This window comes from Desulfosporosinus sp. FKB, from assembly GCF_002196705.1.
Lineage (GTDB): Bacteria > Bacillota > Desulfitobacteriia > Desulfitobacteriales > Desulfitobacteriaceae > Desulfosporosinus.
Map to the genome: position 1 here is coordinate 365,223 of NZ_NADJ01000040.1, position 26,701 is coordinate 391,923.

The 26,701-nt window shown below is 46.3% G+C and carries 23 protein-coding genes and 1 riboswitch; of the genes, 2 read left to right on the forward strand and 21 right to left on the reverse strand.

Annotation, left to right across the window (positions count from 1 at the left end; all coding sequences use genetic code 11):
• Positions 1–261 precede the first annotated feature (261 nt).
• From dnaK to lepA, 5 genes are all read right to left on the reverse strand, one after another.
• Complete coding sequence (gene dnaK, locus B5Y67_RS23275; RefSeq protein ID WP_088228760.1) at positions 262–2,100, reverse strand: molecular chaperone DnaK; 1,839 nt, start codon at positions 2,098–2,100, stop codon at positions 262–264.
• A gap of 31 nt (positions 2,101–2,131) precedes the next feature.
• The gene (gene grpE / locus B5Y67_RS23280) at positions 2,132–2,734 is read right to left on the reverse strand and encodes a nucleotide exchange factor GrpE (protein ID WP_088228761.1); all 603 of its coding nucleotides are present in this window, start codon (positions 2,732–2,734) and stop codon (positions 2,132–2,134) included.
• 60 nt (positions 2,735–2,794) lie between these two features.
• The gene (gene hrcA, locus B5Y67_RS23285; RefSeq protein WP_088228762.1) at positions 2,795–3,838 is read right to left on the reverse strand and encodes a heat-inducible transcriptional repressor HrcA; all 1,044 of its coding nucleotides are present in this window, start codon (positions 3,836–3,838) and stop codon (positions 2,795–2,797) included.
• A gap of 1,092 nt (positions 3,839–4,930) precedes the next feature.
• Positions 4,931–6,160, reverse strand: a complete 1,230-nt coding sequence (hemW, locus tag B5Y67_RS23295) for a radical SAM family heme chaperone HemW (RefSeq protein WP_088228764.1) — start codon at positions 6,158–6,160, stop codon at positions 4,931–4,933.
• Between the two features lie 33 nt (positions 6,161–6,193).
• Complete coding sequence (lepA, locus tag B5Y67_RS23300) at positions 6,194–7,999, reverse strand: translation elongation factor 4 (RefSeq protein ID WP_088228765.1); 1,806 nt, start codon at positions 7,997–7,999, stop codon at positions 6,194–6,196.
• Between the two features lie 195 nt (positions 8,000–8,194).
• On the opposite strand from lepA, the gene B5Y67_RS23305 reads away from it, so the two are divergent.
• Positions 8,195–8,545: a carboxymuconolactone decarboxylase family protein gene (locus B5Y67_RS23305; protein ID WP_088228766.1), complete on the forward strand. Its 351-nt coding sequence runs from the start codon at positions 8,195–8,197 to the stop codon at positions 8,543–8,545.
• A gap of 386 nt (positions 8,546–8,931) precedes the next feature.
• On the opposite strand, the gene B5Y67_RS23310 is transcribed toward B5Y67_RS23305, so the two are convergent.
• The 9 genes from B5Y67_RS23310 to B5Y67_RS23355 all read right to left on the reverse strand — a co-directional run bounded on the left by B5Y67_RS23310 (position 8,932) and on the right by B5Y67_RS23355 (position 18,063).
• Complete coding sequence (locus B5Y67_RS23310; RefSeq protein ID WP_088228767.1) at positions 8,932–9,861, reverse strand: 2Fe-2S iron-sulfur cluster-binding protein; 930 nt, start codon at positions 9,859–9,861, stop codon at positions 8,932–8,934.
• A gap of 55 nt (positions 9,862–9,916) precedes the next feature.
• Positions 9,917–10,765, reverse strand: coding sequence for a ModD protein (gene modD / locus B5Y67_RS23315; protein WP_088228768.1), 849 nt, complete (start codon positions 10,763–10,765; stop codon positions 9,917–9,919).
• Between the two features lie 23 nt (positions 10,766–10,788).
• Positions 10,789–11,634, reverse strand: coding sequence for a molybdate ABC transporter substrate-binding protein (gene modA, locus B5Y67_RS23320; protein ID WP_088228769.1), 846 nt, complete (start codon positions 11,632–11,634; stop codon positions 10,789–10,791).
• A gap of 39 nt (positions 11,635–11,673) precedes the next feature.
• Positions 11,674–12,735, reverse strand: coding sequence for an ATP-binding cassette domain-containing protein (locus B5Y67_RS23325; protein WP_088228770.1), 1,062 nt, complete (start codon positions 12,733–12,735; stop codon positions 11,674–11,676).
• Position 12,736: 1 nt separating this feature from the next.
• Complete coding sequence (modB, locus tag B5Y67_RS23330; protein ID WP_242976094.1) at positions 12,737–13,438, reverse strand: molybdate ABC transporter permease subunit; 702 nt, start codon at positions 13,436–13,438, stop codon at positions 12,737–12,739.
• A 197-nt stretch (positions 13,439–13,635) separates the two neighbouring features.
• A riboswitch (molybdenum cofactor riboswitch) is annotated at positions 13,636–13,778 on the reverse strand.
• Positions 13,779–13,878: 100 nt separating this feature from the next.
• Positions 13,879–14,580 (reverse strand): ATP-binding cassette domain-containing protein, encoded by a 702-nt coding sequence (locus B5Y67_RS23335; protein WP_088228771.1) that lies wholly within the window; start codon positions 14,578–14,580, stop codon positions 13,879–13,881.
• Positions 14,573–15,265 (reverse strand): molybdate ABC transporter permease subunit, encoded by a 693-nt coding sequence (gene modB / locus B5Y67_RS23340; RefSeq protein WP_088228772.1) that lies wholly within the window; start codon positions 15,263–15,265, stop codon positions 14,573–14,575. The genes B5Y67_RS23335 and modB (B5Y67_RS23340) overlap by 8 nt, the downstream gene beginning before the upstream one ends.
• Positions 15,266–15,285: 20 nt before the next feature.
• A complete protein-coding gene (gene modA / locus B5Y67_RS23345) occupies positions 15,286–16,104 on the reverse strand; it encodes a molybdate ABC transporter substrate-binding protein (protein ID WP_088228773.1) in 819 nt (272 codons plus the stop codon).
• Between the two features lie 483 nt (positions 16,105–16,587).
• Entirely contained in the window at positions 16,588–18,063 is a 1,476-nt protein-coding gene (locus tag B5Y67_RS23355; RefSeq protein ID WP_088228775.1) for an aldehyde dehydrogenase family protein, read from the reverse strand.
• Between the two features lie 480 nt (positions 18,064–18,543).
• Between B5Y67_RS23355 and B5Y67_RS23360 the strand changes: the two genes are divergently transcribed.
• Entirely contained in the window at positions 18,544–20,592 is a 2,049-nt protein-coding gene (locus B5Y67_RS23360) for a sigma-54-dependent Fis family transcriptional regulator (protein ID WP_088228776.1), read from the forward strand.
• Here the strand turns inward: B5Y67_RS23360 and B5Y67_RS23365 are convergent.
• The 7 genes from B5Y67_RS23365 to nifE all read right to left on the reverse strand — a co-directional run bounded on the left by B5Y67_RS23365 (position 20,584) and on the right by nifE (position 26,682).
• Complete coding sequence (locus tag B5Y67_RS23365) at positions 20,584–21,057, reverse strand: GNAT family N-acetyltransferase (protein ID WP_088228777.1); 474 nt, start codon at positions 21,055–21,057, stop codon at positions 20,584–20,586. The two genes, B5Y67_RS23360 and B5Y67_RS23365, sit on opposite strands and share 9 nt — an antisense overlap.
• Positions 21,058–21,163: 106 nt before the next feature.
• Positions 21,164–22,279 carry a citramalate synthase gene (locus B5Y67_RS23370; protein ID WP_088228778.1) on the reverse strand — a complete coding sequence of 372 codons (1,116 nt, stop codon included), beginning with the start codon at positions 22,277–22,279 and terminating at the stop codon, positions 21,164–21,166.
• A gap of 21 nt (positions 22,280–22,300) precedes the next feature.
• Positions 22,301–23,137 carry a radical SAM protein gene (locus B5Y67_RS23375; RefSeq protein WP_088228779.1) on the reverse strand — a complete coding sequence of 279 codons (837 nt, stop codon included), beginning with the start codon at positions 23,135–23,137 and terminating at the stop codon, positions 22,301–22,303.
• A 172-nt stretch (positions 23,138–23,309) separates the two neighbouring features.
• On the reverse strand, positions 23,310–23,570 hold the full coding sequence (locus B5Y67_RS23380; RefSeq protein ID WP_088228780.1) for a 4Fe-4S dicluster domain-containing protein: 261 nt from the start codon (positions 23,568–23,570) through the stop codon (positions 23,310–23,312).
• Entirely contained in the window at positions 23,563–23,961 is a 399-nt protein-coding gene (locus tag B5Y67_RS23385; RefSeq protein ID WP_088229063.1) for a NifB/NifX family molybdenum-iron cluster-binding protein, read from the reverse strand. The genes B5Y67_RS23380 and B5Y67_RS23385 overlap by 8 nt, the downstream gene beginning before the upstream one ends.
• Positions 23,962–23,996: 35 nt before the next feature.
• Positions 23,997–25,322 carry a nitrogenase iron-molybdenum cofactor biosynthesis protein NifN gene (gene nifN / locus B5Y67_RS23390; RefSeq protein WP_088228781.1) on the reverse strand — a complete coding sequence of 442 codons (1,326 nt, stop codon included), beginning with the start codon at positions 25,320–25,322 and terminating at the stop codon, positions 23,997–23,999.
• A gap of 4 nt (positions 25,323–25,326) precedes the next feature.
• On the reverse strand, positions 25,327–26,682 hold the full coding sequence (gene nifE, locus B5Y67_RS23395; protein ID WP_088228782.1) for a nitrogenase iron-molybdenum cofactor biosynthesis protein NifE: 1,356 nt from the start codon (positions 26,680–26,682) through the stop codon (positions 25,327–25,329).
• Positions 26,683–26,701: the final 19 nt, after the last annotated feature.

Sequence of the window (26,701 nt, forward strand, 5' to 3'; positions counted from 1 at the left end):
CCATATTAAGGTTAAAATAAAGTCCTCTAGTATTATATGATCCTTCGTGTTTAAGCACAAGGCAATATCCTTATCTTAGAAAATCTAAATTTATCCAATACAAACAAAGGCGGGCACAAAAGTCCGGAAAACCCTTGCGCCCAATTATTTTTGCGCAGCGAACCATTCGGCTCGGCAGCCTCTCAGTCCGCTGCGCATCTATTATAAGGGGGCTGCCCGGTAATGGCTTACCCAGGATTCTGCCGCGTACCTCTCGACTCCCTATTTATCCTTATCAACCTCTGTAAATTCAGCATCTACAACATCATCGTCTTTTTTGGCGGCCCCTTCTTGGCCGGGCTGAGCTCCAGCATTTTGTGCATTAGCAGCCTGCTGTTGATACATTTTCTCAATATAAGGATGCAGAACTTTGGTCAAAGCCTCTGACTTAGCATTGATCTCAGCAACGTCTTCCGTAGCGGCTGCAGTCTTAAGTTCTTCGAGAGCTTTCTTGATACTATCAAGTTCTCCCGCATCGCCCTTACCTTCGAAATCCTTAAGGGTTTTTTCGGTTTGATAAATCATTGAATCGGCTTGGTTCTTAGCATCAATTAATTCTTTACGTTTTTTGTCCTCATCAGCATGAAGCTCGGCATCTTGTTTCATTTTTTCAATATCATCTTTGGAGAGACCTGTGGAAGACGTAATGGTAACTTTCTGCTCGTTGCCCGTTGCCATGTCTTTAGCGGAAACGTGGACGATCCCATTAGCATCAATGTCAAATTTAACTTCAACTTGAGGAATACCGCGGGGTGCAGGTGGAATACCTGTGAGCTGGAAGCGGCCTAAAGTTTTGTTATAACTGGCCATCTCACGTTCCCCTTGCAGTACATGAATATCAACAGAAGTCTGATTATCCGCTGCAGTGGAGAAGATTTGGGATTTGGTCGTCGGAATAGTCGTGTTACGGTCAATAATCCTGGTAAATACTCCGCCAAGGGTCTCAATTCCCAAGGACAGCGGGGTAACATCCAATAAGATCATGTCTTTAACTTCACCGCTGAGCACACCGCCTTGAATAGCAGCACCCATAGCAACAACTTCGTCCGGGTTAACACCTTTGTGAGGTTCTTTGCTGCTTAATTTGCGAATAGCCTCTTGGACAGAAGGAACCCGAGTCGAACCACCGACTAAAATAATTTGATCAATGTCTTTCCAACTGAGTTTAGCATCTTCAATAGCTTGACGAGTAGGTCCAAGAGTTGCTTCGACCAGATCAGCGATGATCTCTTCGAATTTAGCCCGTGAAATGTTCATATCTAAGTGCTGCGGACCTTGCTCAGTCATTGTGATAAAGGGAAGATTAACGTTAGAGGTTGTCACACCGGAAAGCTCAATTTTCGCCTTTTCAGCAGCTTCTTTTAAACGCTGCAGGGCAACACGGTCCTTCGCTAGATCAACGCCATTGGTTTTTTTATACTCGGCCACCATATAATCAATGAGACGTTGGTCGAAGTCGTCACCGCCTAAGTGGTTGTTACCGCTGGTTGCTTTAACTTCTACCATACCTTGACTTAATTCAAGGATTGAAACATCGAAGGTTCCGCCTCCAAGGTCATAGACCAAAACAGTTTGATCCTGTTCTTTATCCAAGCCATAGGCCAAAGCAGCAGCTGTCGGTTCATTAATAATCCGTAATACTTCCAGACCGGCGATAGAACCGGCATCTTTTGTCGCTTGACGCTGAGCATCTGTGAAATAGGCCGGAACAGTAATTACTGCTTTATCTACGGTTTGACCTAGGTAAGCTTCGGCATCCGTTTTGAGTTTCTGCAGAATCATTGCCGAAATTTCTTGCGGACTGTAGGGCTTATCATCAATTTTCACTTTATAGTCAGAACCCATATGACGTTTAATAGAAATAACGGTCTTCTCAGGATTTGAGACCGACTGACGTTTAGCAACTTGACCCACCAAACGTTCTCCGGTTTTAGAAAAACCCACTACTGAGGGGGTTGTACGATTTCCTTCAGCATTAGGAATAACAACAGCCTCTCCGCCTTCCATAACGGCTACGCAAGAGTTTGTAGTTCCTAAGTCAATACCAATAACTTTACTCATGACTAATTTCCTCCTTCAATTCAGTAACACACTAATTCGAAACTTTAACCATCGAGGGACGCAGTACTTTTTCTTTCAGAAAATAACCCTTTTGCAATTCTTCTACCACGGTATTTTCCGGATGATCTTCAGATTCAACTCTCATAACAGCCTCATGAAGATTAGGATCAAAAGGTTGGCCAACAGCTTCCATCGGTTTCAAACCAACTTTACTCAAAGCCGTCTGCAACTGGCGGAGAATCATATCGACACCCTGTGAAAAGACCGTTATATCAGGATTACTTTGGGCAGAACTCGTCGCCCGTTCAAAATTGTCTAGAACCGGCAGCAACTCGCTCACAAGTTGTTCAGAGGCATATTTAACAATTTCAGTCTTTTCTTTTTGAGTCCGTCTCCTATAGTTATCAAACTCCGCCTGCAAACGCAAGAATCGATCATAGTTTTCATCTGCCTTAGCTTTGGCCTGAGTAAGCTCAGCTTCCAGGGCCAAAATTTTCTCGGCAGGAGTCATTTCTTTGCTATTTGAATTATCGTTTTGAGTATCAGATTCCTTAGAACCATCTGATTCGCTGGTTGTATATTCCTCGTTCACATCGGACGTTTGATCCTTAAAAGTCTCTTCCTTCTTTTCCACTATTCACAATCACCTCACGTACTCTAAATTTTATATGGAATGAACCAAAAGGTTCAAACATCACTTATATCCGCGCGGCTTACCCCGCGCCAGCACCTCAGTCAAACTTTTCGTCATAAAATCGACAATGGCAATCACCTTACCATAATCCATTCTCGTCGGTCCCAAGACTCCCACAGCACCAATAGTCTTCCCATTCACCTTGTAAGTTGCCGAAATCACACTGCAATCCCGGAATTCCTTCAAAGTATTCTCCCCACCGATAGTAACATTTAGTCCTTCCTGACGCGGCAGCAGAAGTTTCTTCAGAGGCTCATTTTCCTCAAACACCTTGAACAAGCTTTTAACCTTATCTAAATCCCGAAATTCGGGCTGATTTAACATATTAAGAGTTCCGCCCAAATAAATAGGCTCATCTTCTTCACTGCCATCCAAGATAGCATCAAGCATTTCCAAAGCATTATCAATCAAATGCCTTTGCCGGGACAATTCACTATAGATCTCATGCAGAATACTTCGCTTAACTTGGTTTAACGAATACCCCTTCATTTTTTGATTAAAAACATCAGCAACCTTTTGCAGATCTTCCGCCGTTATAGTCTCGCCCACATCAACGATATGATTTTCAACAACACCATTTTCCTTTACAATCACCATAATAACCTGACCCGGCCGATAAGGCAGAAAATGCATCTTGCCAAAAGCACTCTTTCCCTTTTGCGGACCAAGAACTAAACTAGTCAAGCTCGTTAACTCCGAAAGTAACCTGCTGGTATGGGAAACAACCTCTTGAATCTCACAAATCTTCTTTGTACTTTCCCGTTCAATAATTTCCTTATCCTCATCACTTAGAGTTTGGGCATCCATCAAACAATCAACAAAATATCGATAACCAGCATCCGAAGGAATTCGTCCCGCCGACGTATAGGGCTGTTCAATAAAGCCCAACTCCTCCAAATCCGCCATCTCGTTGCGAATTGTAGCCGGAGAAACTCCCAAATCAAACTTTCGAGCAATAGTTCGCGAACCAACCGGTTCAGCGGTAGCAATATAATCCTGAACAATCGCTCGAAGTATTTTTCGTTTACGCTCATCCATTTGCATTCATGCTCCCCGCCTTTCACTGTTACCTCAAGTTGTTAGCACTCTCCTCTGATGAGTGCTAACATTTTATGTCTTCACATTACCACGCTCTAATATCTTTGTCAAGAATCATTTTCTCATATAATATGCCCAATTTTGAGAAACATTTTAAGCAATTCACAGTCAAAAATCAGACATCAACAAGCCTTACCCACTAAGCAAACACATATCCTCCCAAGCCCCCAAAGCCCAGGGCGCAGCGTAACACAAGCACGCAGTCTTTACGGAAGCAGCCCAGCAAACTCCCGTTCTTGCGGCATCCCCCCAGATAAAGCGTGTCAAAAGAACCGTCCCCCCAACACACCCGTCCACGGCTCATACCCAAGCCGGACGGCGCACATGAAATGTGCCGTCTCCCAAACTCTCAAGATCAAACCCAAACATCCCTCAAAGAATTACTCTCACACCCCCCAAAGCCAGGGCGCAGCCTGATACAAGCACGAGGTCTTAGTGTCAAAGAGTGTCAAAGGAGTGTCAAAGGGACGGTCCCGCTGACACGCCTTGAATCCGCTTGCGCCCGTCTCACACCCAAGCCTGACGGCGCACATGAAATGTGCCGTCTCCCAAACTCTTAAGACAAAACCCGCACATCCCTCAAAAAATTATTCTCACACCCCCAAAGCCCAGGGCGCAGTGTGACACGAGCACGAGGTCTTTACGGGAGCAGCCCAGTAAACTTCCGTTCCTGCGGCCGACCCCCAGATAAATCGTGTCAAAAGGACCGTCCCCCCGACACACCCCAGCAAGCCCAAGACAGACGGCGCACATGAAATGTGCCGTCTCCCAACCTCTCAAGATCCAAACCACACATCCCTCAAAGAATTACTCTCACACCTCCAAAGCCCAGGGCGCAGTGTGACACGAGCACGAGGTCTTTACGGAAGCAGCCCAGCAAACTTCCGTTCCAGCGACCGACCCCAGATACGGGGCGGCGCACAGGACGTGCGCCGCAGCCATAGCGCCACGGAGGGCGCTTATGGCTGGAACCCCGCTCCCCAAACCAGTCGCTGGAACGGTTAGTTTGCTCTGCGAGCGTACGACCCGAGGGCTGGGTCACCCTGCGCCCCCTACGAACTCCCGCAATATCCCATTCGCCACAAACGCATACTTCTCATTCAAACACAAACGATCACCCTGAATCACAAAGCAATCCCTATACCGATAGCGTTCCAAGACATCCCCATAAATATCCCTAAGATCGACGCCAAAATCCTCGCGAAACTTCGTAAAGCTAACACCCTCACGCAGCCGCAGTCCCAAAATCATCCGTTCAGCCATACATTCCTCGAGAGACAATATCTCTTTCCCTTCTTCATCAAGAGGTTCCTTCTCCTCATGAAGACTTGCCCAATAAGCCCGCACATCTTCCACATTCTTTTGCCGAACACGTTTAAGACAAGATACTCCGCCAGGGCCTAAGCCCAAATACTCCTCTCCGCGCCAATAACCCAAATTATGCTGACACTCAAAGCCGGGAAGAGCAAAATTAGACGTCTCATAATGAATGTAACCGGCCTTCTCCAAACGTTCCACAGCCCACTCCTGCATATCCGCTTGAAGGTCATCGTCAGGCAAACCTTGATCCCTATCGCCATCGCAATAAGATTCACCCGCTTCTTCTCTTCTTACTTCCTCTGCGCCGGTTGATTCCGCCCTGTCTAAGCCTTCTCCAATGCGGTCATACAATGGAGTCCCTTCCTCCAGCATTAACCCATAGAGAGAAAGATGTTCCGGCCTGTACGACAAGGCTTCTTCAACAGACGTCTTCCATAAACTCATAGTTTGACCGGGAAGTCCAAACATCAAGTCCAAATTTATGTTCGTGAATCCCAGGGTTCTTAAAAGCAGAACACCATCACGTGCCTGCTGAGCGCTGTGTATCCGTCCGACATTGCTCAAAAGCTTATCGTCAAAGGCTTGGACCCCCAGAGAAAAGCGATTGATTCCGTATTCCCGCAGCAAAATCAGCTTCTCTCGCGTAAGAGTCCCCGGATTCCCTTCTGTCGTCTTCTCCGCCCGCTCAGCAAAAGAGAAATTACGGGTAATAAGCTTCAGAAGATGTTCCAAATTATCAAGGGGCAGCGCTGTCGGAGTGCCTCCTCCGATAAAAAGAGAAGACACTCCTTGCGGAGCATCTTTTTGACGATTGGCCAGTTCAATTTCAAGGCCCTCTAAATATAAGGGGATAAGTTCCTTAGAGTAATTTGTCAGTCCATGAGAATAGAAAGCGCAATAATCACACTTCTGAATACAAAAAGGAACATGAACATATAGAGAAGGCATAACTGGTACCTCTCTCCTTATAAATTTAGCCATTTAATCTTCAATCTTTAACACGGCCATAAAGGCATCTTGGGGAATTTCAACATTTCCAACCTGTTTCATGCGCTTTTTCCCCGCTTTTTGCTTCTCGAGGAGTTTTCGTTTACGGGAAATATCTCCTCCGTAACATTTCGCCAGGACATCTTTGCGCATAGCCCGGACCGTTTCGCGGGCAATAACCCGATTTCCGATGACGGACTGGATGGGAATTTCAAACATTTGTCTCGGAATGATCCCTTGCAGCTTTTCCACCAGTTTTCTGCCCCGGTTATAGGATTTCGACCGGTGAACAATAAAGGAAAGGGCATCCACCAACTCGCCATTTAAAAGAACATCGATTTTAACTAAATCCGACTCCTTATAGCCTGCTAACTCATAATCAAGAGAAGCATACCCTTTGGTCCGGGATTTTAATTCATCAAAATAATCGAAGACGATTTCACTGAGGGGAAGTTCATAGACCAGTCTCACCCGGCTCTTGGACACATAATCCATAGCCAAATAAGTCCCGCGTTTTTCCTGGTTAAGTTCCATGATCGGCCCGACAAAATCAGCGGGAACCAGAATCGTCGCTTTAACTACCGGTTCCGCAATCGTCTCAATCTGATCGACAACCGGCAGATTGGAAGGATTGTCAATATCCAGGACTTCTCCAAGGATATTCTTCACTTTATAGATAACACTTGGCGCCGTAGTTATGAGATTCAAATCATATTCTCTCTCTAAACGTTCCTGGATAATCTCCATGTGGAGCAGACCTAAAAATCCGCAGCGAAAACCAAAACCCAGGGCAGCCGAAGTCTCCGGTTCAAACACTAAGCTGGCGTCATTTAGATGAAGCTTCTCCAAAGAATCCCGCAAGCGGTTATAATCATTGGTTTCAACAGGGTAAAGCCCGCAAAAGACCATCGGGGTGGATTTCCGATATCCCGGCAGTGGTTCGGCAGCAGGACGTTCAGCATCGGTAATTGTATCCCCAACTTGAGTGTCCTTTACATTCTTAATGCTGGCCGCGATAAAACCAACTTGCCCGGCTTTCAGTTCTTCGACGATTTTCATAGCAGGCGTGAATACACCCACTTCCGTCACTTCAAATTCCTTTCCCGTGGACATCATCTTCATGGTAGTACCTTTGGCTACCCGTCCTTCAACCACCCTTACATAGGAGATTGCTCCTTTATAAGCATCGAACTTCGAGTCAAAAATCAAGGCTTGCAAAGGAGCCTCATCGTCTCCTTGAGGAGGTGGAACCATGGTCACGATTCTTTCTAAGATTTCTTCAACACCGGTTCCCACTTTAGCCGAAGCAAGAATAGCATCACTGGCATCCAGCCCAATGACATCTTCGATTTCTTGCTGCACCCGCTCAGGTTCAGCACTGGGAAGATCAATTTTATTAATTACCGGAATAATCTCCAGATTGTTCTCCAACGCTAAATAAACATTAGCCAGGGTTTGGGCTTCAATTCCCTGAACAGCATCAACCACCAGCAAGGCTCCTTCACAAGCTGCCAAGCTCCTGGACACCTCATAAGTAAAATCGACATGCCCAGGTGTATCAATAAGGTTCAACTCGTAAACCTCACCATCATTAGCCTGATAACTGAGGCGTACCGCCTGAAGCTTAATCGTTATCCCCCGCTCACGCTCCAAGTCCATGGAATCAAGGACCTGTTCCTCCATTTCACGCTTGCTGAGGGCTCCCGTATATTCAATTAAGCGATCCGCCAGCGTGGATTTACCGTGATCAATATGCGCAATAATAGAAAAGTTACGAATACGTTGCGAAGCCTGTGCCAAGGTCTTCCCCCTCATTTCTATATCCAGAAATAATAGTTCAAAATTTCAGCTGATCCATCCTAAACATAAAGTATATCAGATAGTGAGGGGACTCCGCAAGAATCGTGTAAGACATCAGTAAAACATCGCTGCAAGGAGAATAAATTTGTCCATCTATTGCCAAATTAACACTAAACTTACGAGGGGGAAAATAGTTTGGACGATTACTTTGACAATCTGGACGCCATTGAGAAAAATTTAAAGTATTTTACAGCCAACCACGAGCAAATCTATCAGGCTTACGAAACCTATGGTAAATTAGTTCATGAAACAGGTCCTCTTGATCAAAAAACATGTTGGTTAATTAAAGTCGCTTTGTCTACTGAATGCCAATACCCCTACGCTTTACGAACGCATATCCTCAAGGCGTTAACGGGCGGATGTACGAAAGAGGAAATTGAGCATGCCATGATGTTGGTAGCTCCCACAGCTGGGTTTCCTAAAACAATGTTTGGCATATTAACCTTGCGAGAAGTCGTCGACGAGCTTAACAGAAACATACAATAATCATTAATCAGTAATCATCGCCCCAGCAACATTTCAATAGCCAGAAGAGCCAGATTCACGGCTTTTTATACGGCAATTGCATATAGTTGCCGGCCTTACCAAGATGATGTAACCCCTATCCTACTGTGAAAACAGTGTTTTCGTTCTTAACGAAGTACAAATAGGGGCGGTTCACTGAATATCCGCAGTAGGTGTTCAATTAATCAGTCACAAGGGTGGTAACTCGAGTTCATTCTAGCAGTGAAGCATAGTTACGTAATTGTCTCACCGGGGAAGCGATCATTTTCCTAATTGGAGAAAATGACCGCCTCTTTTATTATTATTTAAATAAGTCTCGCATAGTCGTTAGTTTAAGACCAAACCCATTTCTCGAAAGCAGTTAAACTCTAGGCCAGAGAATTAATCTTTTCCAGAATGTCGCCAAGGCCTAAAAATTCTCCCCAAGTCACCTGCACAAATTCCCCGTTCTGTTTCACAAAAGGCCTTGCCGTGCGCTCAGGATTGTACCTTAAATCAGAACCAATTCGGCCCTTCAGACAAAGAGGGCGGCCCGCAGCGGCTGCTTTGGCTGTGACTCCCACCATCTTACCGTCCTTAAAGTTAAGGTTGAATTTGCAGCCTGACTCACAAAACGTACACGTCACTTCTTCTGTTGTTAATTCCCACTCTCTGCCTTTACCGATCGTGCTCCTATCCATAAGAGCCCCTACAGGGCAGACAGAGACACACCGGTTGCAATAAACACAAGCCGAATCTTTCAAATCCGTATCCATAAATGTAGCGACTTTAGTCTTAAATCCCCGATAGGCGAACCCGATCACATTGCGCTCTGCAACCGCCTCACAGGTGGCAATACATTTTCCACAGAGGATACATTTATTCAAGTCCCTTAAAATGTAGGGATTGGTGTCATCAATGGGAAGGTCGTGTTTTTCACCCTGAAAGACATTCCCTTTGACACCATATTCATAAGCATACTTAGCCAGGAGACAGCTGCCGAGCTTTTGACAGGTCATGCAATCCAAGGGGTGACTGGCAACTAACAATTCCAAAATCATTTTACGGGCATTTCTTACCTTGGTAGTCTGAGTTTCTACATTCATCCCCTGGGTAACTTGGGTAGCACATGCCGGGGGAAGATTACGCATTCCTTCAATTTGAACCACACACAAACGACAGGAACCGGAAGGTGTTAATTCCGGGTTATGACACAAGGTGGGAATCAGAATATTATTCAGACGGCAGGCTTCGAGTACCGTCGTGCCTTTAGGAACGCAGACTTCCCGCCCGTCAATCGTTAAGGTAAACCATTCCATGGCTTTCTCGCTCCTTTCAAATTCTCCAAGGTCCAATCTCATCTCATTTAAGTTCTCAAATTATCTTTTCCATGGTGACTCCGATATCGGAAGGTTTTCCGAAATACACCGACGTGGTTACAAGACCATTAATTCCCGTACGAGCGTACTCTTCAATATTTCCTTCATTAATACCGCCCGCTCCCAGCAGAGTAATCCGGGGATTAATCTGCCGGACTTGCTCCACAATAGTTTTTAGCTCTAAGGCTGGAATTTTATCGAACTGCAATCCGTCAACGCCGGCTTCAGCCAGAAGACGTGCATCCTCAATGGTTTCTACCTCCACAATAAATTTTTTCTCACAGGCCTGGGCTTTAATTTCATTTACCCTTTGCGCTAAATCATGAACATCGCCGAGAAAAACCATATGCTGCTTAAACACCAAAATTGTCTCCGACAATCCTAAGCGATGAGGCAAAGCACCTCCTGCGATAATTGCCTTGATTGAAAGCTCTTTAGTACCCGGAAATGATTTGCGGGTAGCTAAAAGAGCAGCCTTGGGATTCACGGCTTGAATCTTATCCACCATCTTCCTGGTTCTGGTGGCAATACCTGAAGAATATTCAAGGATATTCAGCGACACCTTCCAAGCCATATGCAGGCTTGAGGCTAACCCTTCGGCTTCAATGAAAACATCCCCTTTATTAACAACGGTTCCCGAAGGCAGGGATCGAACCGGCGTGATTCCCAGCTTGGCAAAGATCCTTAATACCTCCTCAACTCCGGACAACACTGTAAATTCTCTCGCCTTAAACGTTATTCTTCCTTTCAAGGCGCCAATACCAAGAGACTGGGTTGTTAAATCAAGATAGGGAACATCTTCCTTGAGCCAACGCTCAATCGTTTCATCACTAATATAAAGCATTTCCATCCACCTCGAGATTTCAATTATTTTCCCTTCACAAAACCATGCTTATTGAAAATTTTCATAGCCTCGTCACTTTGTAAATAGGCTAAGAATTTGGCAGCCGCCTCGCTGTTTTTAGAAGATGCGACAATGGCAGCCGGTAAGACGATGGGAGAATGGTAAGCGGCAGGTGCAGTTGCCACAACGTTCACCTTATCCGAAGTGATAGCTATAGTATCCCAGACAAAGCCGGCATCAGCATTGCCCGTTTCGACGTAGGCCATAATTTGCATCAGATCCTTACCTATGACCATCTTAGGTTTTAATTTATCCCACAATTTGAGACTTTCAAGAGTTTCCTGAGTCGTCTTAGCCGCCGGAACAGTTTTAGCTTCGCCGATCCCGATTTTCTTAACCTCCGGTTTGCATAAATCTTCAAAACTTTTAATAGAAGTATTGTCTTTATTGACAATTAAGACCAGTTCATCACCTAACAAATTGACCCTTGAATCTTTCTGAATAAGCCCTTTTTGTTCCAGAGCATCCATCTGGGGCTTACCCTGAGAAATATAAATGTCCGTGTCTGCCCCTTGCTCGATTTGACTTTGCAGTGAACCAGAGGGTCCGTAATTAAACGTCAAGGCTGCTTGGGGATTTTTAGCCTCATACAGAGTTTTTATTTCATCAAAGGAACCTTTTAGACTAGGGGCTGTAGAAATGACAAGTTTAACTTGCTTGCTTTGGCCGGCACCGCTGCCTGCCGTGGTTGAAGCATCCTTGACACTGCTTGAACACCCGGAAACGGATACTAACAGGAGCAGAATAATGCAGCTAAGCACTCCTAAGATTACTCGACTTCCTTTTGGGTTCTTAATTCCGGAAAACATCTTATTTTCCTCCCTCTCTTTTTAAAATCAAAAGAATATTTAGAAAATAATCAGGTCTTCGGGGGCAATTCGTAAACTCCAGGGCTGCGGCTGATCTTTCATTGCCCGCCACATTTGCGGAGTCATTTCCCATTCCAGCAGCTGGCTGCCCTGCCTCCAATGGTCTTGTTCTACCGCCAGATAAACCGATATTCTGGAAGGCCCTTCGCTTAGCGAATTAAGCCGGCAGCGAACGACGTTATCCTTCATTTCCCCGGCGGCAGCTCCGATCAAATGGGCACGAACACCTACATGGGTAACTTGTCGTGAGAGCTGAATATTAGTTTTTAAGGTAATGCCCCAAGCTAAGGCTTCCAGCTTAAAAGGCGATATGTAATTGGCAGGAGAAATATTTTTGCACCCCGTTAATTGGGCCGCCGCCAGCGACGAGGGAGCTTTAAATACCTCCTCTGTCCCTCCTTTCCCTTCGATTTTCCCTCGTGCCAAGAGAATCAAACGTTGGCATACCCGATAGACTTCCTCTATATTATGGCTCACAAACAGAGTTGCCCCGGAATACCCGGCCAAAGTCTCCGTTAATTGTTTGACCATGTGGTTTCTCAGATAATCATCCAGAGCGGAAAAGGGTTCATCTAAAAGCAAGGCTTCAGGCTTTGCTGCCAAGGCCCTGGCCAGGGCAACTCGCTGCTGTTGGCCTCCTGAGAGCTGGCTGGGGTATCTCTTTTCTAAACCCTCCAACTTTATCATCGTAACCATTTCTTTGATGATCGCCTGGCGATCTTCCCGCTTCCGCTCTCCAATTCCGAAGCCAATATTTTCTTCCACCGTCAGATGGGGAAACAGGGCGTAATTTTGAAAGACATAGCCGACTTTCCTGCGCTGGCAAGGCAGATTAATGCCTTTTTGAGAATCAAACAAAACGCGGCCATTGAGGACAATTCGCCCCTGATCAGGGGATTCTATACCGGCAATACAGCGTAACGTTATGCTTTTGCCTGAACCGGAAGCCCCCAAAAGGCCTAATACCTCTCCCTGAGTTTCAAAGTTAACCTTGAGTTCAAAACCCGCTAATTCTTTGCGGATATCAACAATCAATCCCATGTTATTCCCTGCCGCCTGCAATAATAGTCTTACGTTGGTAATCTGACCAATAATTCATTAACGTCATGACGATCAGCGAAATGATAAAAATCAGGATCACCCATAACAGGGCCTTTTCCATATCTCCTCCTTCGGCGGCAAAAAAGATAGCCGCGGGAATCGTCAGTGTTTCTCCCGGAATATTGCCGCCGATCATCAGCGTAGCGCCAAAGTCACCTAAGGCCCTGGCGAAAGCTAATACTGTCCCGGCGGCTACCCCCGGCCAGGCCAAAGGAATAGTTATCTTCCAGAAAATCTTCCATTCCGAGACACCCAAAGTACGGGCGGCATAAATAAGGGTGGGGTCTATTTGCTCAAAAGCACTGCGCACAGTCCGATACATTAAAGGAAATGCCACAACAGAAGCTGCAATAACTGTGGCCGGCCAGGAAAAAATCACCGTCATTCCAAGGGCCAGCAGGAGTTTGCCCAAAGGACCGTTCCTGCCCAAAATCAACAGCAGCAGAAAACCAACGACAGTGGGCGGCAGAACCAGAGGCAATGTAAGAAGGCCGTCAATCACACCCTTAAATTTGCCCCGATAAGCTGAGACAAAACTTGCAGCCGCCAGGCCGAAAAAGAAGGTCACAAGAGTAGCCAAAGTTGCCGCCCTGAGGGAAATCCATAAGGGGGAAAAATCTATTCCGTGTATAAAGCTAAACAAAGTATCCCCCTTTCCTTTTTCTTTGCTTGAACCTGCAGCTAACCTGCTGCTTTCGCCAGAGACTAATACGTGCGGAGACAGTGCCTTCGAGGATTAGCTGCACTGATGCTCAAAGAAAGGTGCCGCTTCGCGGTATGTGTCTGAGCGTAAATAATGGCTCCCTAAAAAGGGAGCCATTATTAATAAACCGATATTTAACCGGTATTCCGTGCTGCTCCTTTTCAAAACGTGAAGGCGTACCCGTTTCCAGAGACACCCTGAGGATCAAAAATCCTGTCCAGCGACCTTGGATGCGCTCATTTGCCCTTTAGGTCCTTCTGGCTCGGAGATACATTATTAAATTTTCAGAAACATCACCTGAGGATTTTCTCCCCCTCTGTCCACCATTATGGCTTCACATTATAAGCATGCACATTATTATTGATGAACGATAGAACCGCTCACCGGGCATTATTAAGTCCCCTGACTAGTTCCAGTTTTTCATGTTCTACCTGTTCCTTGATTATCTCCTGTTGGCCATGATCAATTTTAATAATTTGATTGCCTAACATTTCGGCTTCCTGAAGATCATGGGTCACGAGAACAAAAGGAATCTTCCATTGTGCTTGAAGCTTAAGCAGCTCTTGTTGGAGGGTGCTGCGAGTGTTTTGATCAAGAGCCGAGAGAGGTTCATCGAGCAGCAATAATTCCGGTTCCGTCATTAAAGCCCGGGCAAGGGCAACTCTTTGTTTCTCTCCCCCTGAAATCTGACTGGGATAGCGATTCCGCAGATGTCCAATTTTGAGCATCTCCAGCACATCTCCGGCGGTGAGAACTTTTTCGGAAGCATTCCCTTTTTTCGGCTTACCATACAGGACATTTTTCTCAACCGTCATGTGGGGAAATAAAGCATAATCTTGAAAAAGATAGCCGATACGCCGTTTGCGGATAGGAACATTTGTCCCTAATTCGGAAGAGAAGACTGCCTTGTTGGAAATCGTGATTTCTCCCCAAGATGGGGTCTGAAGACCTGCCACACATTGCAGAATTGTCGTCTTGCCGGCACCGGAATGCCCGACGAGAGCGAGAATACCATTACTGATGGAAACATCAACCTCCAGCTCAAAGGAGGGTAATTTCTTTTTAAAATGAGCCTTAAGCATTTGTCCCGCCTCCCCGCGCATCTCGTCGTTTTCCTTTTCCCCAGCGATTCAAGCCATAGATCACCAGGAAGCTAAAGGCAGTCATGATAATAACCAGGATACTCGCCGTACGCATATCTCCCGATTCATTGGCAAAGTAGATAGCCAGAGGCATGGTTTGAGTTCTGCCGGGGATATTGCCGGCAATCATCAAGGTCGCCCCGAATTCCCCCAGAGACCGGGCGAAGGCCAGAACCAAACCGGCAATAATACCATTCCAAGCCAGCGGCAAAGTAATGGTGAAAAAGACCCTTACTTCCCTCGCTCCTAGAGTGCGGGCAGCCTTCTCCAGGTTTTGGTCAACATTTTCCATGGCAACCCTTACAGATTGGTACATTAAAGGGAAGGAAACCACAACTGCTGCGATCACCGCTCCCTCGATGGTAAAAACAACTCTGGTATGAAAGAACTGTTCAAGAAACACGCCTAAGGGACCGTTCTTCCCGAAAACAACCAAGAGCATAAAACCGATAACGGAAGGCGGGAGTACTAAGGGTAAGGTAATAATTGACTCCACAACATCTTTGCCCCAGAACTCCCGCCGTGCCATGAGTCCTGCTATGGGAATGGAAAAACAGGTGACAATGATAACAGCCGCCAAAGCAACTTTGAGAGATAATATAATCGGCACAAAGCTAAAATCCATAGGACTCACCCGGCTATCAATTATTTTGCTAAGGTTTTAAATCCATAGTTTTGAAAAACTTTTTGAGCATCGGCACTTTGTAAGTATTTGAAGAAATCTTGAGCAGCTTGCTGATTTTTCGTTGCGGCAATAATAGCTGCCGGGTAAACGATGGGAGTGTGAGTGTTATCGGGAACAACGGCTACTACTTTTACTTTCTTTGATTGTTGAGCATCCGAGCGATAAACAAAACCTGCATCTGCATTCCCTGTTTCAACGTAATTAAGGACCTGAGTCACATCTTTGGCTTGTACCAGTTTGGACTGGACAGCATCCCAAAGTTTGAGGTTCTTCAAAGATTCCTGGGCATATTTGCCTGCAGGCACTGATTCAGGAGTACCAATACTGACCTGACTAACATCCGCTTTCGCCACATCTTGTACGGCAGTAATCTTGCTGTTATCTTTCCCGGCAACGAGAACTAAATCATTGCCCAGTAAGTTGATTCTGCTGTCTTTAAGCAATAAATTCTTTTTCTCTAGGGCATCCATCTGACTCTTTCCGGCAGAAATAAATAAGTCCACGGGAGCACCCTGTTCGATTTGCTGCTGAAGGGTACCGGAAGCCGCAAAATTAAAGGTAAGTTTTACACCGGGTTTTACTTTTGCATAATCGCTTTGAAGTTCCGTCAAGGAATCTTTTAAACTTGCGGCAGCGGCGATCATGATTTCAGTGGGTTTCGCTTGAGTCTGTGAAGTGTTTGCAGTGTTTTCTGAGGATTGGGCAGTATTTCCTGTGCCGCAACCCACTAAAGTGAAAATCAAGAGCAGACTGGATACCAATAAAACGATCTTTTTCACATTTACTCCCCCTCTATGTAAGACTTATTTTGTTTGTTTAAGTTAGTTTGTATTTGGTCATTTCCTAACGACACATTACTATAACTATCTAAAACTAACAAAACTTAACTAAAGTCATTATACTATGCCTTAAGCAAATTGCACAAGACAGTAGAGAATTTTATACTTAATACAATTTCCTTACAATTTACTAGCGCATCGCCTTCTACCGCAGCGTAAAAAATTACCCCCGAGGCACCTGAGTATTTCCCCACAAACAAAGCATTAGGGACTAATGTGAATTTTACGCATTTAGCCCCTAATTTATTAGAGTTATCAGACATTTTTCTGTGGCCTTCGATTTTGCACCTAATTATGGAACCCATTACTCTGCAAGTACAACGCTTAAATTTTTCAACCACATAGTTTAGCACACGACCGCGCTTTGAATATTGGCTACCCTTTTGGAAAGTCCCCTTGTTCTGTCAGGTCGCTCCCCATTGTCTAATAAAGCCCGACTTTGTCTTCACTCAGACTCATAAAGATATTTTTCATCTGAGTGTAATGATCAAGGATCACTTTATGAGTTTCACGGCCGATGCCGGACTTTTTGTAACCGCCAAAGGGCGCATGGGCAGGCAGGTTGTTATAGTTGTTAATCCACATACGGCCGGTCTGGATACTGTTGGCCACGCGGAAGGCCCGATTGATGTCTCTGGTCCATACCGCTCCGCCCAGACCGAACTCGCTGTCATTAGCCATGGCAATGACTTCTTCTTCAGTCTTAAATTTAATCACCACGGCAACAGGGCCGAAGATTTCCTCCTGAGCAACCCGCATCTTATTGTTAACATCAACGAGAAGCGTCGGAGCCATAAAGCACCCTTTATCCAAGCCCTTGTCTTCAATTCTGTAGCCGCCGCAGGCAACTTTAGCCCCTTCCTGCTTGCCAATCTCAATATAGTTTAAGACGTCCTGCAAATGGGATTCATAGATCAAGGAACCTAATTGAGTATCCTTTTCCCAAGGCAAACCAACCTTCACCTTATTAAAGGCCGTGATGGCTTCGGCGACAAACTTGTCATAAATATCTTCATGGACGAAAACACGGGAACCGGCGCAGCATACTTGACCCTGATTAAATAAGATGCCGATCTGCAAGCCTTCGATGGCTTTCTCCCAGGGACAATCGGGGAAGTAGATATTGGCAGACTTTCCGCCCAATTCCAACGTGGAGGGAATTAGCTTTTTGGCCGCAGCATCAGCAATCGTATAACCAACCTCAGTGGAACCGGTAAAGGCCAGTTTGCGGAAGCCCTGATTCTCCAACATATAATTGCCGGCTCCTGAACCTCGGCCCGTAATCACATTCACCACTCCGGGAGGAAGAACCTGATCAAAAATCTTAGCCAGTTCTAAGAGACTCAAAGAAGTACTGCTTGACGGCTTAATAACGGTACAGCAGCCGGCGGCTAAGACAGGAGCAATTTTCCAGGCCCCCATGAGCAGGGGGAAATTCCAGGGGATAATCTGTCCGACGACACCGATAGGCTCTCTGAGAATAAGACTCATGGTATTTTTGTCAATCATCACTGCTTCGCCCTCTTCAGTCCGGATGGCAGAAGCAAAATAGCGAAAATGATCTGAAGAGAGAGGAACGTCGATTCCCGAGGTTTCCCGGATCGGCTTGCCGTTATCGAGAGTTTCAATCATGGCCAGTCGCTCAGCGTTTTGGTCAATTAAATCGGCGATTTTCAATAACATAGCGGCTCGATCCTGAGGGCTGATATCTTTCCACGTCTCCCATGCCTTCCAGGCTGCCCTAACCGCTTTATCGACATCGTCCTTGCCGGCATCAGCACATGTGGCCAAAACTTCACCATTGGCAGGGCAAATAGATTTGAAGCGTTTCCCATCTTGAGATTCAACCCATTGACCATCGATATAAAGTTTGTACTCCTGATCGGCAATATTTTTCATCAAAATCCCACTCCTCTTTAATAATAATTTCAGAATTCACGGATTTTCTCTCATTGTCTCAATTTTCTATCCAAAACTTAACAATCACCTCCCGCTATTTGATATTCACAAATTTTCCAAATACTTAGATTGCATTTTCTATGCCAAATGACTACGATATAAGTAAGATAACTTAGCCAACACGCGAAGACACTGTCTTCGCACTTGTCAGCCTGCGGTGAAAGCGACAGGTTAGTTACCCATGTCGCCCCTTTGTCACCCATTTGTCATACTATTGTGTAAATAACAGGGTGACAATCCGTAAACACTCCTCGATTTTTCGGGCTGACTAGCTAAAGGAGGTGCATCGGCATTTAAAACATGACCTACAACAGAAATTTCCTCAGAGAAATGTTGAGCTTAGTCAAAGTAATTGTCTGGATTCTATGATAATAGGATGTTAGAAAACGATTATCCTTTCCCAAGAAGGAAGGCTTACGTATGACCAAAGATACCGCTCCGGAAATTACCCGGGCATGGACTAAATTTGTCTCAAATTCCGCCATCGATGACGGTATTGTGCGTGCGGAAGTGGCCGCCTCATGGCAGCGCTGTTCTGCAGCCAGCGTTAACCCTTACCACAACGGTGTCAGTCAACTGCTTTTAGACCAGAAGCAGTTGAAGGATTTACGGGCAAAAAAAAGAAGCCTGCTGCATATCGCCAGACTTTTTATGGCCAACCTCTACCGGTTTGTCGCCGGATCAGGTTTCATTGTCATGCTCTCCGACGAACACGGCTATATCCTGGAGGTCATCGGGGACCGCGAAACAATGGACATCGCTACACAGCTCAATTTAAGACAAGGGGCCAGCTGGGTTGAAGAAGAAGTCGGCACAAACGGTATTGGTACAGCCCTGGCAACTCAGAAACCTGTCCAGATCTCCGGCGCAGAACATTATTGTCAAAAAGTTCATTTCTGGACTTGTTCCGCCGCTCCCATTTTGGATTCTCAGGGAAAAATCATGGGCGTATTACAAATGTCCGGACCTAACTGGAAAACTCATGAACACACCCTAGGCATGGTCGTAGCTGCTGTGGAAGCCTTTAAAATTCAAATCCGCGTGCACCTTAAAAATAGAGATTTAAGTTTGCTCAATAATCGCTTGAAGAATGTAATTCTAACTGTTTCCGAAGGAATCATCGTTCTCAATAAGGGAGGACTGATAGAACAAATAAATCCGATAGCCGAAACCATCCTTCACCAACCTGAAGCAGAAATCAAAGGAAACCCCATCACGAAGTACCTCGGCAAGTCAGCGCTTATACAAGAGATGCTGGCAGAGGGAAAATCCTTTAAGAGTTCCGAAATTACAACCTATACTCCCAAGGGCAGCACCAATTGTCTTTCTTCCGGAAAACCGATTAGAGATGATAAGGGAGACCTCTCGGGAGGCGTTTTATTTATCAACCCAATTCCCCAAAACAAACATTGCGCAAATCGCGGCAACGGAGCACCGGCAGCCTTTGAATTTTCAGCCATCATTGGCGTGAACAAAGAGCTCCAAAAGGGCATCGAATTAGCCAAAATTGCCGCCGCAAGCAAAAGCCATGTCCTGATCCAAGGAGAAAGCGGCACAGGCAAAGAAGTATTCGCTCAGGCGATCCATAATTCCAGCAGCCGCAGGAACGGACCCTTCGTGCCCATCAACTGCGGTGCTATCCCGAGGGAATTGATTGGCAGCGAGCTTTTTGGTTATGAAGGCGGTGCTTTTACCGGAGCCAAGTCCGGCGGCAGGCCTGGCAAATTCGAGCTGGCCGCAGGGGGAACCCTCTTTTTGGATGAAATCGGCGATATGCCCCTGGAACAACAAGTCGCCCTCCTCAGGGTCCTGCAAGATAAGCGTGTCATGAGAATTGGCGGTTATCAATCGGTGCTGATGGATGTCCGCATCATCTGTGCTACAAATAAGAATCTCCGCGAAGAAGTCAGAAAAGGAAATTTCCGGCAGGATCTTTTCTTTCGCCTTAATGTCCTCAATATCTCCCTTCCTCCTTTGCGGGAACGGAGGGAAGACATCCCTTTATTATTCAGAGCATTTTATAAAGAAATATGCACCAAGCTGGGCGTAGATCTCCTGCCTGTTGATTCGCGGGTTGTCACCTATTTAAGTCAATATCATTGGCCGGGAAATGTTCGCGAATTGCAAAATGTTATCGAGAGAATGGTGAATTTAGCTCAAGGACAAGGTATACGCCCGCAACACCTTCCGGATGAAATTCTCTTGCCCGATCCATCTGCTTCACAACCGGAAAGGGAACGTTTCTCAGATTCCGCCAAGAGGTTAAATGAGTTAAATAAGGTGAATACATTAACCAATGACCAGGATAAACTCTCCATTAAAAAGCTCTTAGCCAGGAACGAGCGGCAGGAAATAATCAACAAACTGTTAACATGTCAGGGCAATATCAGCCATACCGCCAAAGAAATGGGGATTTCCCGTAATTCCCTTTATAAAAAACTAAAAAAATTAGAGATTCCTTTAAGATAATTTTCCCCCTTTCCGCAGACATATCATCTCTGTAGTTTTCCAATTCAGTGCCTGATAAAAAGCCAAAGCCTGGGTGTTATTGCGATCCGCTAAGAGCTGTAATCGGGCAGCGCCTCTCTCCAGGGCCCAGGCTTCTATCGACGACAACAATTCTTTTCCCAAGCCCTGCCCTCTCCAGGCTTCCTCAACAACTACATCTTCAATCATGGCCACGCTTCCGCCCTCGGCTGTCGAAACCAACATCTGGGCCGTGCACATTCCTATGATTTGCTGCTGCGATTCTGCCACCATGAGGCAACGTTCCTTAGTATCAGCGAGCATCATCTGCAATCCCCGCTGCTGCGTCAACTCATCAAAGAAAAAATCGCTTTCCAGGGAAAATAAGAGTTTGAGAAGATTGGTCATCCCTCCGATATCCCCTTGATTTGCCCTTCTTATCCTATAGCGGGGACTCCGATCTGTCATAATCTGTCCACTTCCATTCTGTCATGAATCTTACTACTCCGGATTACACTAAAGGCCTTCTTTGAGCTAGCTGCAGCAAAGAAGGCCTTAGTCTTTGATTTCCCATCTAACATGAGCTCACGACAATTTCCATAATATCATCTTCTCTCAAGACCCTCTTAATTTCGCAGGCACGCCGCAAAATTTTGGCCAGAAGCTTATCAATGGTTTCCTGATCAAGTTCTATCCCTTTAGTCTTCAACAAGCGCAGGATACTCTTGCGGCCGGAGTATTTGCCGAAGGACGTCGTGTGTTGTCTGCCCACCGTTTCGGGAGGAAAGGTTTGATAGTTGTGAAAATCCTTTTTGAGACCGTCGATATGAATTGACGAGGTATGCGTAAAGACATCGTGCCCGATGATCGGTTTCGCTCTGGGAATTGGCCGGCCCGTTGCCAGACTTACCAAGGAACCAAGCGTATTTAAGCACTTCAAATCAATGCCTGTCTCCTCAGACAGGATGTACCTCAGAGCAACTGCCACTTCTTCCAAAGGTGCATTTCCTGCCCGCTCGCCCAATCCCCCTACCGTTACACTCAAAGCCTTAAAGCCTGCCTGAACAGCTGCAAGAGAGTTCGCCGTGGCCATGCCCAGGTCGTTATGTGCATGAAATTCCAAAGGAATGCCGGACATCCTGCCCAGGTCTTGGAGGGTAAAAAATACTTTTAAGGGCTCTAAAATACCGATGGTATCGGCAAAGCGCACGCGATTGACGCCCAGTCGTTCTGCTTCGGCCAAAATTTCCGCCAGGAAGATAAAATCTGCTCGACTGGCATCTTCCAAACCCAAAACAATATAGTCGACTTCTTTTTTGGCATTTAAAATGCATTGTCCCATTTGTTCGAGAACCCAAGCCCGATCTTTTCTCAATTTGTTGCGGATCTGCTGTTCTGAAGCAGGGATAGAGATAGCGACTCCTTCAACCCCCGTACGATAACTTGCTTGCAGGTCTGTCAGCACAGCTCGGTTCCAGGTTATGAGACGAACCGGTAAATGCAAAGCTGCCAGCTGGGAAATCGTCTTAATTTCCGAGTCCCCAACCGCCGGAACTCCTACTTCCAGTTCGTCGATGCCGGCATCTGCCAAAGCCCGGGCAATCATTTCCTTCTCCCGGAACCCTAAGGCGACGCCAGGTGCTTGCTCACCATCCCTTAAGGTCGTATCACATAACATAATCCTTTCCATAGCTAGCACCCCTTTTCGTTCTTAAAGTATACCAATAGCGTCCGCACGACATTGCTGACAATGCTGCATTTGCGGAAGAATTCCGTTCATACTGCTCCGGCAGCCGGCGATCATTTCTTTGGAGGGAGCTTTGATATGAGACAGTTTGGCCTGAGGGATCAAAGGAACGATATTATGAATGTGGGCACCTCGCTTTTTAATTTCTTGAGCTAAGCTGTAGAGCAGCTTATCATTAATCCCCGGGATAATCACTGTGTTGATCTTTACCGTCATACCGGCCTGAGCTGCCATTTGCAGACCTAAAAGTTGATTTTCAAGCAGAACCCTTGCTCCCCTGGGCCCAATGAGAGTTTTCCCTTTCCAGCGTACATAACTGTAAATCTTAGCTCCCACGTCCTCATCAAGGGTATTAATCGTAATCGTGATGTGGGATACTCCAATCTCTGTTAACTCATCAATTTTTTCCGGCAAGAGCAGTCCATTGCTGCTTAAACATAGAATCATGTCCGGAAATTCCCGTTTTACCCCTCGGAAGGTCGCAAAGGTTGCACTGTTGGCTAAAGGTTCGCCGGGACCGGCAATTCCCACGACCCTATACTTCGGTCCCATCTCCGAACCCTTCGCCTTACGGACAGTTTCCAAAGCTTCTTCAGGTGTTTGCACCTTACTGGTTACTCCCGGCCGGGATTCATTAGCACAATCGAATTTACGGACGCAATAATTGCAGGAGATATTACACCCCGGCGCCACGGCAAGATGAATACGTCCTGTTTTGCCATGTCCGTGAGTGGCAAAACAAGGGTGTCCTAAATCTAAGCGAGAACTGGTTTGATTTCTTTGCAGACATTCAATTTGCATCTTAATCCCTCCTATCACGGTTATCTACATGCTTCATGAGTTTCTCTGAAACTCAAAACCGTTGAATGTATAAATAAATGCTCTTTACATCAATGTCATCCAATGGGAGATACCTGATATTTATTGTCTGAAGTACTGTTTTACGGACGAAAGGCTTATTATGCTTCTTAACTCAGGCGGATTTTGCTTTAAAGGTATGGGCTTTCCGGACACAGACACTGCCGCAGGACTGACAGCCAATGCACTGATCCTTGCTGACAATGACAGCAACATGGCGTTCTGTCCCCTCATCATCCTCGAAGCTTTCCAGTCCCAAACACTTTTGCACACACAATTTAACACATCTCCCACAGCCAAAGCATTTGTCCTTATCGATGGTTTCTACATATAAAGGGGTCCAGGAAAATCCCCCAAATGTCTTGCAGTCAATCAATGTTAGTTCCCCTCTTTCCCTGAGCCAGTTTCTTTCTTAACCAAGGCGGCAGTTTGCCGGAATTAAACAATTGCACCAGTTTACCCAACTCGTCGTAAATTTTTGTCCCTTCCGGCACCTTCAAGGGATGAATACCGCTCTGAACGAGGCGGGCGGCGGCCGGTCCGCCAATCTGAGTGCAATAGATAATGGCGCATTCTTTTAACTGCTTGATCCGAGCATCAACTTTATCCTCCGCATCTTCGCCGCCGGCAGCCTTTTCCATATGAACTTGCGCAGAATGGACAAAGCCCCGGCTTTTGCCTCCGAACTCATAGACTTCAAAGGCTGGCGAAGAAGCAAAGTGCGAATCTATGGCTTCTCCGTTACTGCTGGCAAAAGCTATTAACATTCCAATACCTCCCCGCATAATTAATTTAGTTCCTCCTAATTTTGTGAGTTTAACGCATCAAAGAGAAACTGTTGAGTTCCTTCATAACCGATCCAGCGTTTTTGCGGATAACCAACCCGGTCAAACACCGGCAATCCTGCTCTTAAATGGGGTTTCTTCAGCATATCTGCAGCTTGACGGCCATTGGAATTAGCAATGATCAACGTACTGGCCTTAGCTCCCTCTTCGAGGGCCTCTAAGTCTCCTACTTCAATGGGAACAGGCAGTGAAAGCCTGTGAATTCCCGCTTGGGAGGCCGCTAAAGCCAAGGTGATTTCCGCACCCACCTCAGCCAGGCAGGACGCCAAACTATACAAAAGATCCATTTCCAGGGCAGCAGCAACTCTGAGCTTGCCTAATTGATCATGAAAATCAACCAGTGTATCCAACAACCGGGCTCTTTGGCGCAGAAGTTTTTCGGGGATCGGTTTACCTGTTAGCCGCGCCAGAGTCAAAATAAAGGAGTCCGTTGCCGCCAGGCCGGTCAGGGAGGGAAAGTTGGTGTGGGAAATTCCATAAGTGCGTTTTAAAAATTCTCCGGCTTTTTCCATACTTAAGCCAAAGGAAAAACAAGCACTGCACTTGGCCAAACGCCGGAAATCTTCCAGCAATGTCCCGCCCTGTACCAGAGGAGCTGCTTCCAGCTCAGCATGCCCGTCCAGGGAGATCGACAAGTCAGGAATCGTAATCGCCTGAAAACCGAATAAGCTGACAATCTCTTTTAGTTCATCCACATCCCCCGGCGTTAAATGACATCCAGGCAGTAAGACAACAGCAGGGAGGGATTCAGCTTGACCTCTGGCCTTGCCATCTCCTTCAGCCTCGAGGCTGCCGGAAACTTCCTCAATTTCGGAATTAACGGCCAAGGTGGTCAAGAGCGACTCCACCGTCCGCTGATAGCCTTCTTGCATAGAGCCGATATAATCCGGAGTACTGGCTAAAACAACCGGCAGATCCAGTAAGTCCGTCCGTTCCGAGCGAAGACTGGACAGTGCACTCACCATATCATCGCCAAAGGTTTCCGTCAGACCGGTACTCATTACCCCGATAATTTGCGGTTTGTACTTATCGGCTGCTACGGCAATCCCTTTTTTGAGATATTCCCAACCGCCAAAAATCGCCGAATCTTCTAAAAGAGCGGTGGAATTCAAGGGAATCGGTTCTCTAAAATGGCGGGACAGCTGCAGACGGATAAAGGAAGAACATCCCTGCGAACCATGGAGTAAGGCTAAAAGTCCATTCACTCCGAGAAAAGCCAAGGTCGCTCCCAAGGCAGGACTATTTTTTTGAGGATTACCCTGATACGATCTTGCATTCATCATGCTCCTACCCTCCCACCGGGGGAAATTCTGCTCTTAAATACCCCCAAACCGGACTGAAGACAGTTCGTGTTAAAGACTCTGCAAAGGTAACCATTCCCTCATAACCGGCATAAGGAAGTTTTCGGCCATGGTTAATATCGAGAAAGGGCGTTCGCGTTTTATGAGCCAAATACTTTGTCTTGCCTCCGGCAACAATCAAATCCGGCTTCTTCTCGGCAATAATCTTTAAAAATCCAGCTGAACTGGTGTCTTCGATAATCTGAGCCGTGGGATCCATAAGTTCTTTCATCCGTTGAAAATCCTCCGGAGTGGAGTTTTGCGTCCCTCCTGCCAGAATATTGATCCCTAATTCCGCCAAGGTGGAAACCATCGACCAGGTCTTAACCCCTCCAGTAAACAAAATAGCCTGTTTATTCTCCAAGCGCTTTTTATGTTGAGCAATGATGGCCCGCGTTTCCTTTTCCCGCTTCTGCACATAAGCCTGAGTTCTCGTTAATAAGTCAGGGTCCTTAAGGGCTTTAGCGATAGCAATCAGAGTTGCGGAAGTATCATGAATTCCGTAAAAAGAGCCTTCAATGAATGGTATCCCATAGCGAATTTCCATTTTCCGCACCAAGTTGGTCAGGCTTTTGGAACAAATCAGGACATTCAGGCAGGCTCGGTGGGCCAAGCGCAGATCATCAAACCTGGCGTCTCCCGTAATTGCCGTTTGCAGTGTAATCCCCAGGTTTTTTAGGTCAGGCAGGATTCCCCAAAGGTCCCCGGCGATGTTATATTCGCCAATCAGATTAATGGACAAGGGAATTTTCTCCGCCGAAACATCGCCGGTGCCGATAACCCGTTCAAACAAAACTTCGCCGGCAATGCGATTCCCGATATTCTTATCACCCAAAAAGCCCGGAGCGTTGACAGGAATGACGGGAATCGGCAGTTCTGCCTCAGCCTCGGCACAAATTTTGCTCATATCATCGCCGATCAGGGCAGAAACACAGGTTGCGTAGACAAAGATTGCTTTCGGCTGATGCTTGGCAGCAATTTCCAAGATAGCTTCTTTCAGCTTCAACTCTCCGCCGTAAATCACATCGTTTTCCAGGAGATCAGTGGTCAGCCCTCGGCGGTAGAGCTGGGAACCGGAGGAGCGAGCTCCCCGGTTATCCCATGAGTTCCCAGCACAGGCAATGGGACCGTGCACAAGATGTGCAACATCGGTAATGGGCATCAGCACAACTCTGGCTCCATCATAAGCACAACTCCGCTCTGCGCCTTCACCGGGCAGGGCCTTCATGCACAATTTCGGCGAACCGGCCTCCGCCAGGGAAGGTTTATCTTTGAGGTCCAATTTTGATAGATTGGTAAACATGAATGACCCCTCCGTTCTC

Bases quoted from the DNA above. Each gene is read 5' to 3' on its own strand.
- dnaK (WP_088228760.1), bottom strand. From the start codon at position 2,100: ATGAGTAAAGTTATTGGTATTGACTTAGGAACTACAAACTCTTGCGTA.
- hrcA (WP_088228762.1), bottom strand. From the start codon at position 3,838: ATGCAAATGGATGAGCGTAAACGAAAAATACTTCGAGCGATTGTTCAG.
- hemW (WP_088228764.1), bottom strand. From the start codon at position 6,160: ATGCCTTCTCTATATGTTCATGTTCCTTTTTGTATTCAGAAGTGTGAT.
- B5Y67_RS23310 (WP_088228767.1), bottom strand. From the start codon at position 9,861: ATGGAATGGTTTACCTTAACGATTGACGGGCGGGAAGTCTGCGTTCCT.
- modD (WP_088228768.1), bottom strand. From the start codon at position 10,765: ATGCTTTATATTAGTGATGAAACGATTGAGCGTTGGCTCAAGGAAGAT.
- modA (WP_088228769.1), bottom strand. From the start codon at position 11,634: ATGTTTTCCGGAATTAAGAACCCAAAAGGAAGTCGAGTAATCTTAGGA.
- B5Y67_RS23325 (WP_088228770.1), bottom strand. From the start codon at position 12,735: ATGGGATTGATTGTTGATATCCGCAAAGAATTAGCGGGTTTTGAACTC.
- B5Y67_RS23335 (WP_088228771.1), bottom strand. From the start codon at position 14,580: ATGCTTAAGGCTCATTTTAAAAAGAAATTACCCTCCTTTGAGCTGGAG.
- modB (WP_088228772.1), bottom strand. From the start codon at position 15,265: ATGGATTTTAGCTTTGTGCCGATTATATTATCTCTCAAAGTTGCTTTG.
- B5Y67_RS23355 (WP_088228775.1), bottom strand. From the start codon at position 18,063: ATGAAAAATATTGCCGATCAGGAGTACAAACTTTATATCGATGGTCAA.
- B5Y67_RS23360 (WP_088228776.1), top strand. From the start codon at position 18,544: ATGACCAAAGATACCGCTCCGGAAATTACCCGGGCATGGACTAAATTT.
- B5Y67_RS23365 (WP_088228777.1), bottom strand. From the start codon at position 21,057: ATGACAGATCGGAGTCCCCGCTATAGGATAAGAAGGGCAAATCAAGGG.
- B5Y67_RS23370 (WP_088228778.1), bottom strand. From the start codon at position 22,279: ATGGAAAGGATTATGTTATGTGATACGACCTTAAGGGATGGTGAGCAA.
- B5Y67_RS23375 (WP_088228779.1), bottom strand. From the start codon at position 23,137: ATGCAAATTGAATGTCTGCAAAGAAATCAAACCAGTTCTCGCTTAGAT.
- B5Y67_RS23385 (WP_088229063.1), bottom strand. From the start codon at position 23,961: ATGTTAATAGCTTTTGCCAGCAGTAACGGAGAAGCCATAGATTCGCAC.
- nifN (WP_088228781.1), bottom strand. From the start codon at position 25,322: ATGATGAATGCAAGATCGTATCAGGGTAATCCTCAAAAAAATAGTCCT.
- nifE (WP_088228782.1), bottom strand. From the start codon at position 26,682: ATGTTTACCAATCTATCAAAATTGGACCTCAAAGATAAACCTTCCCTG.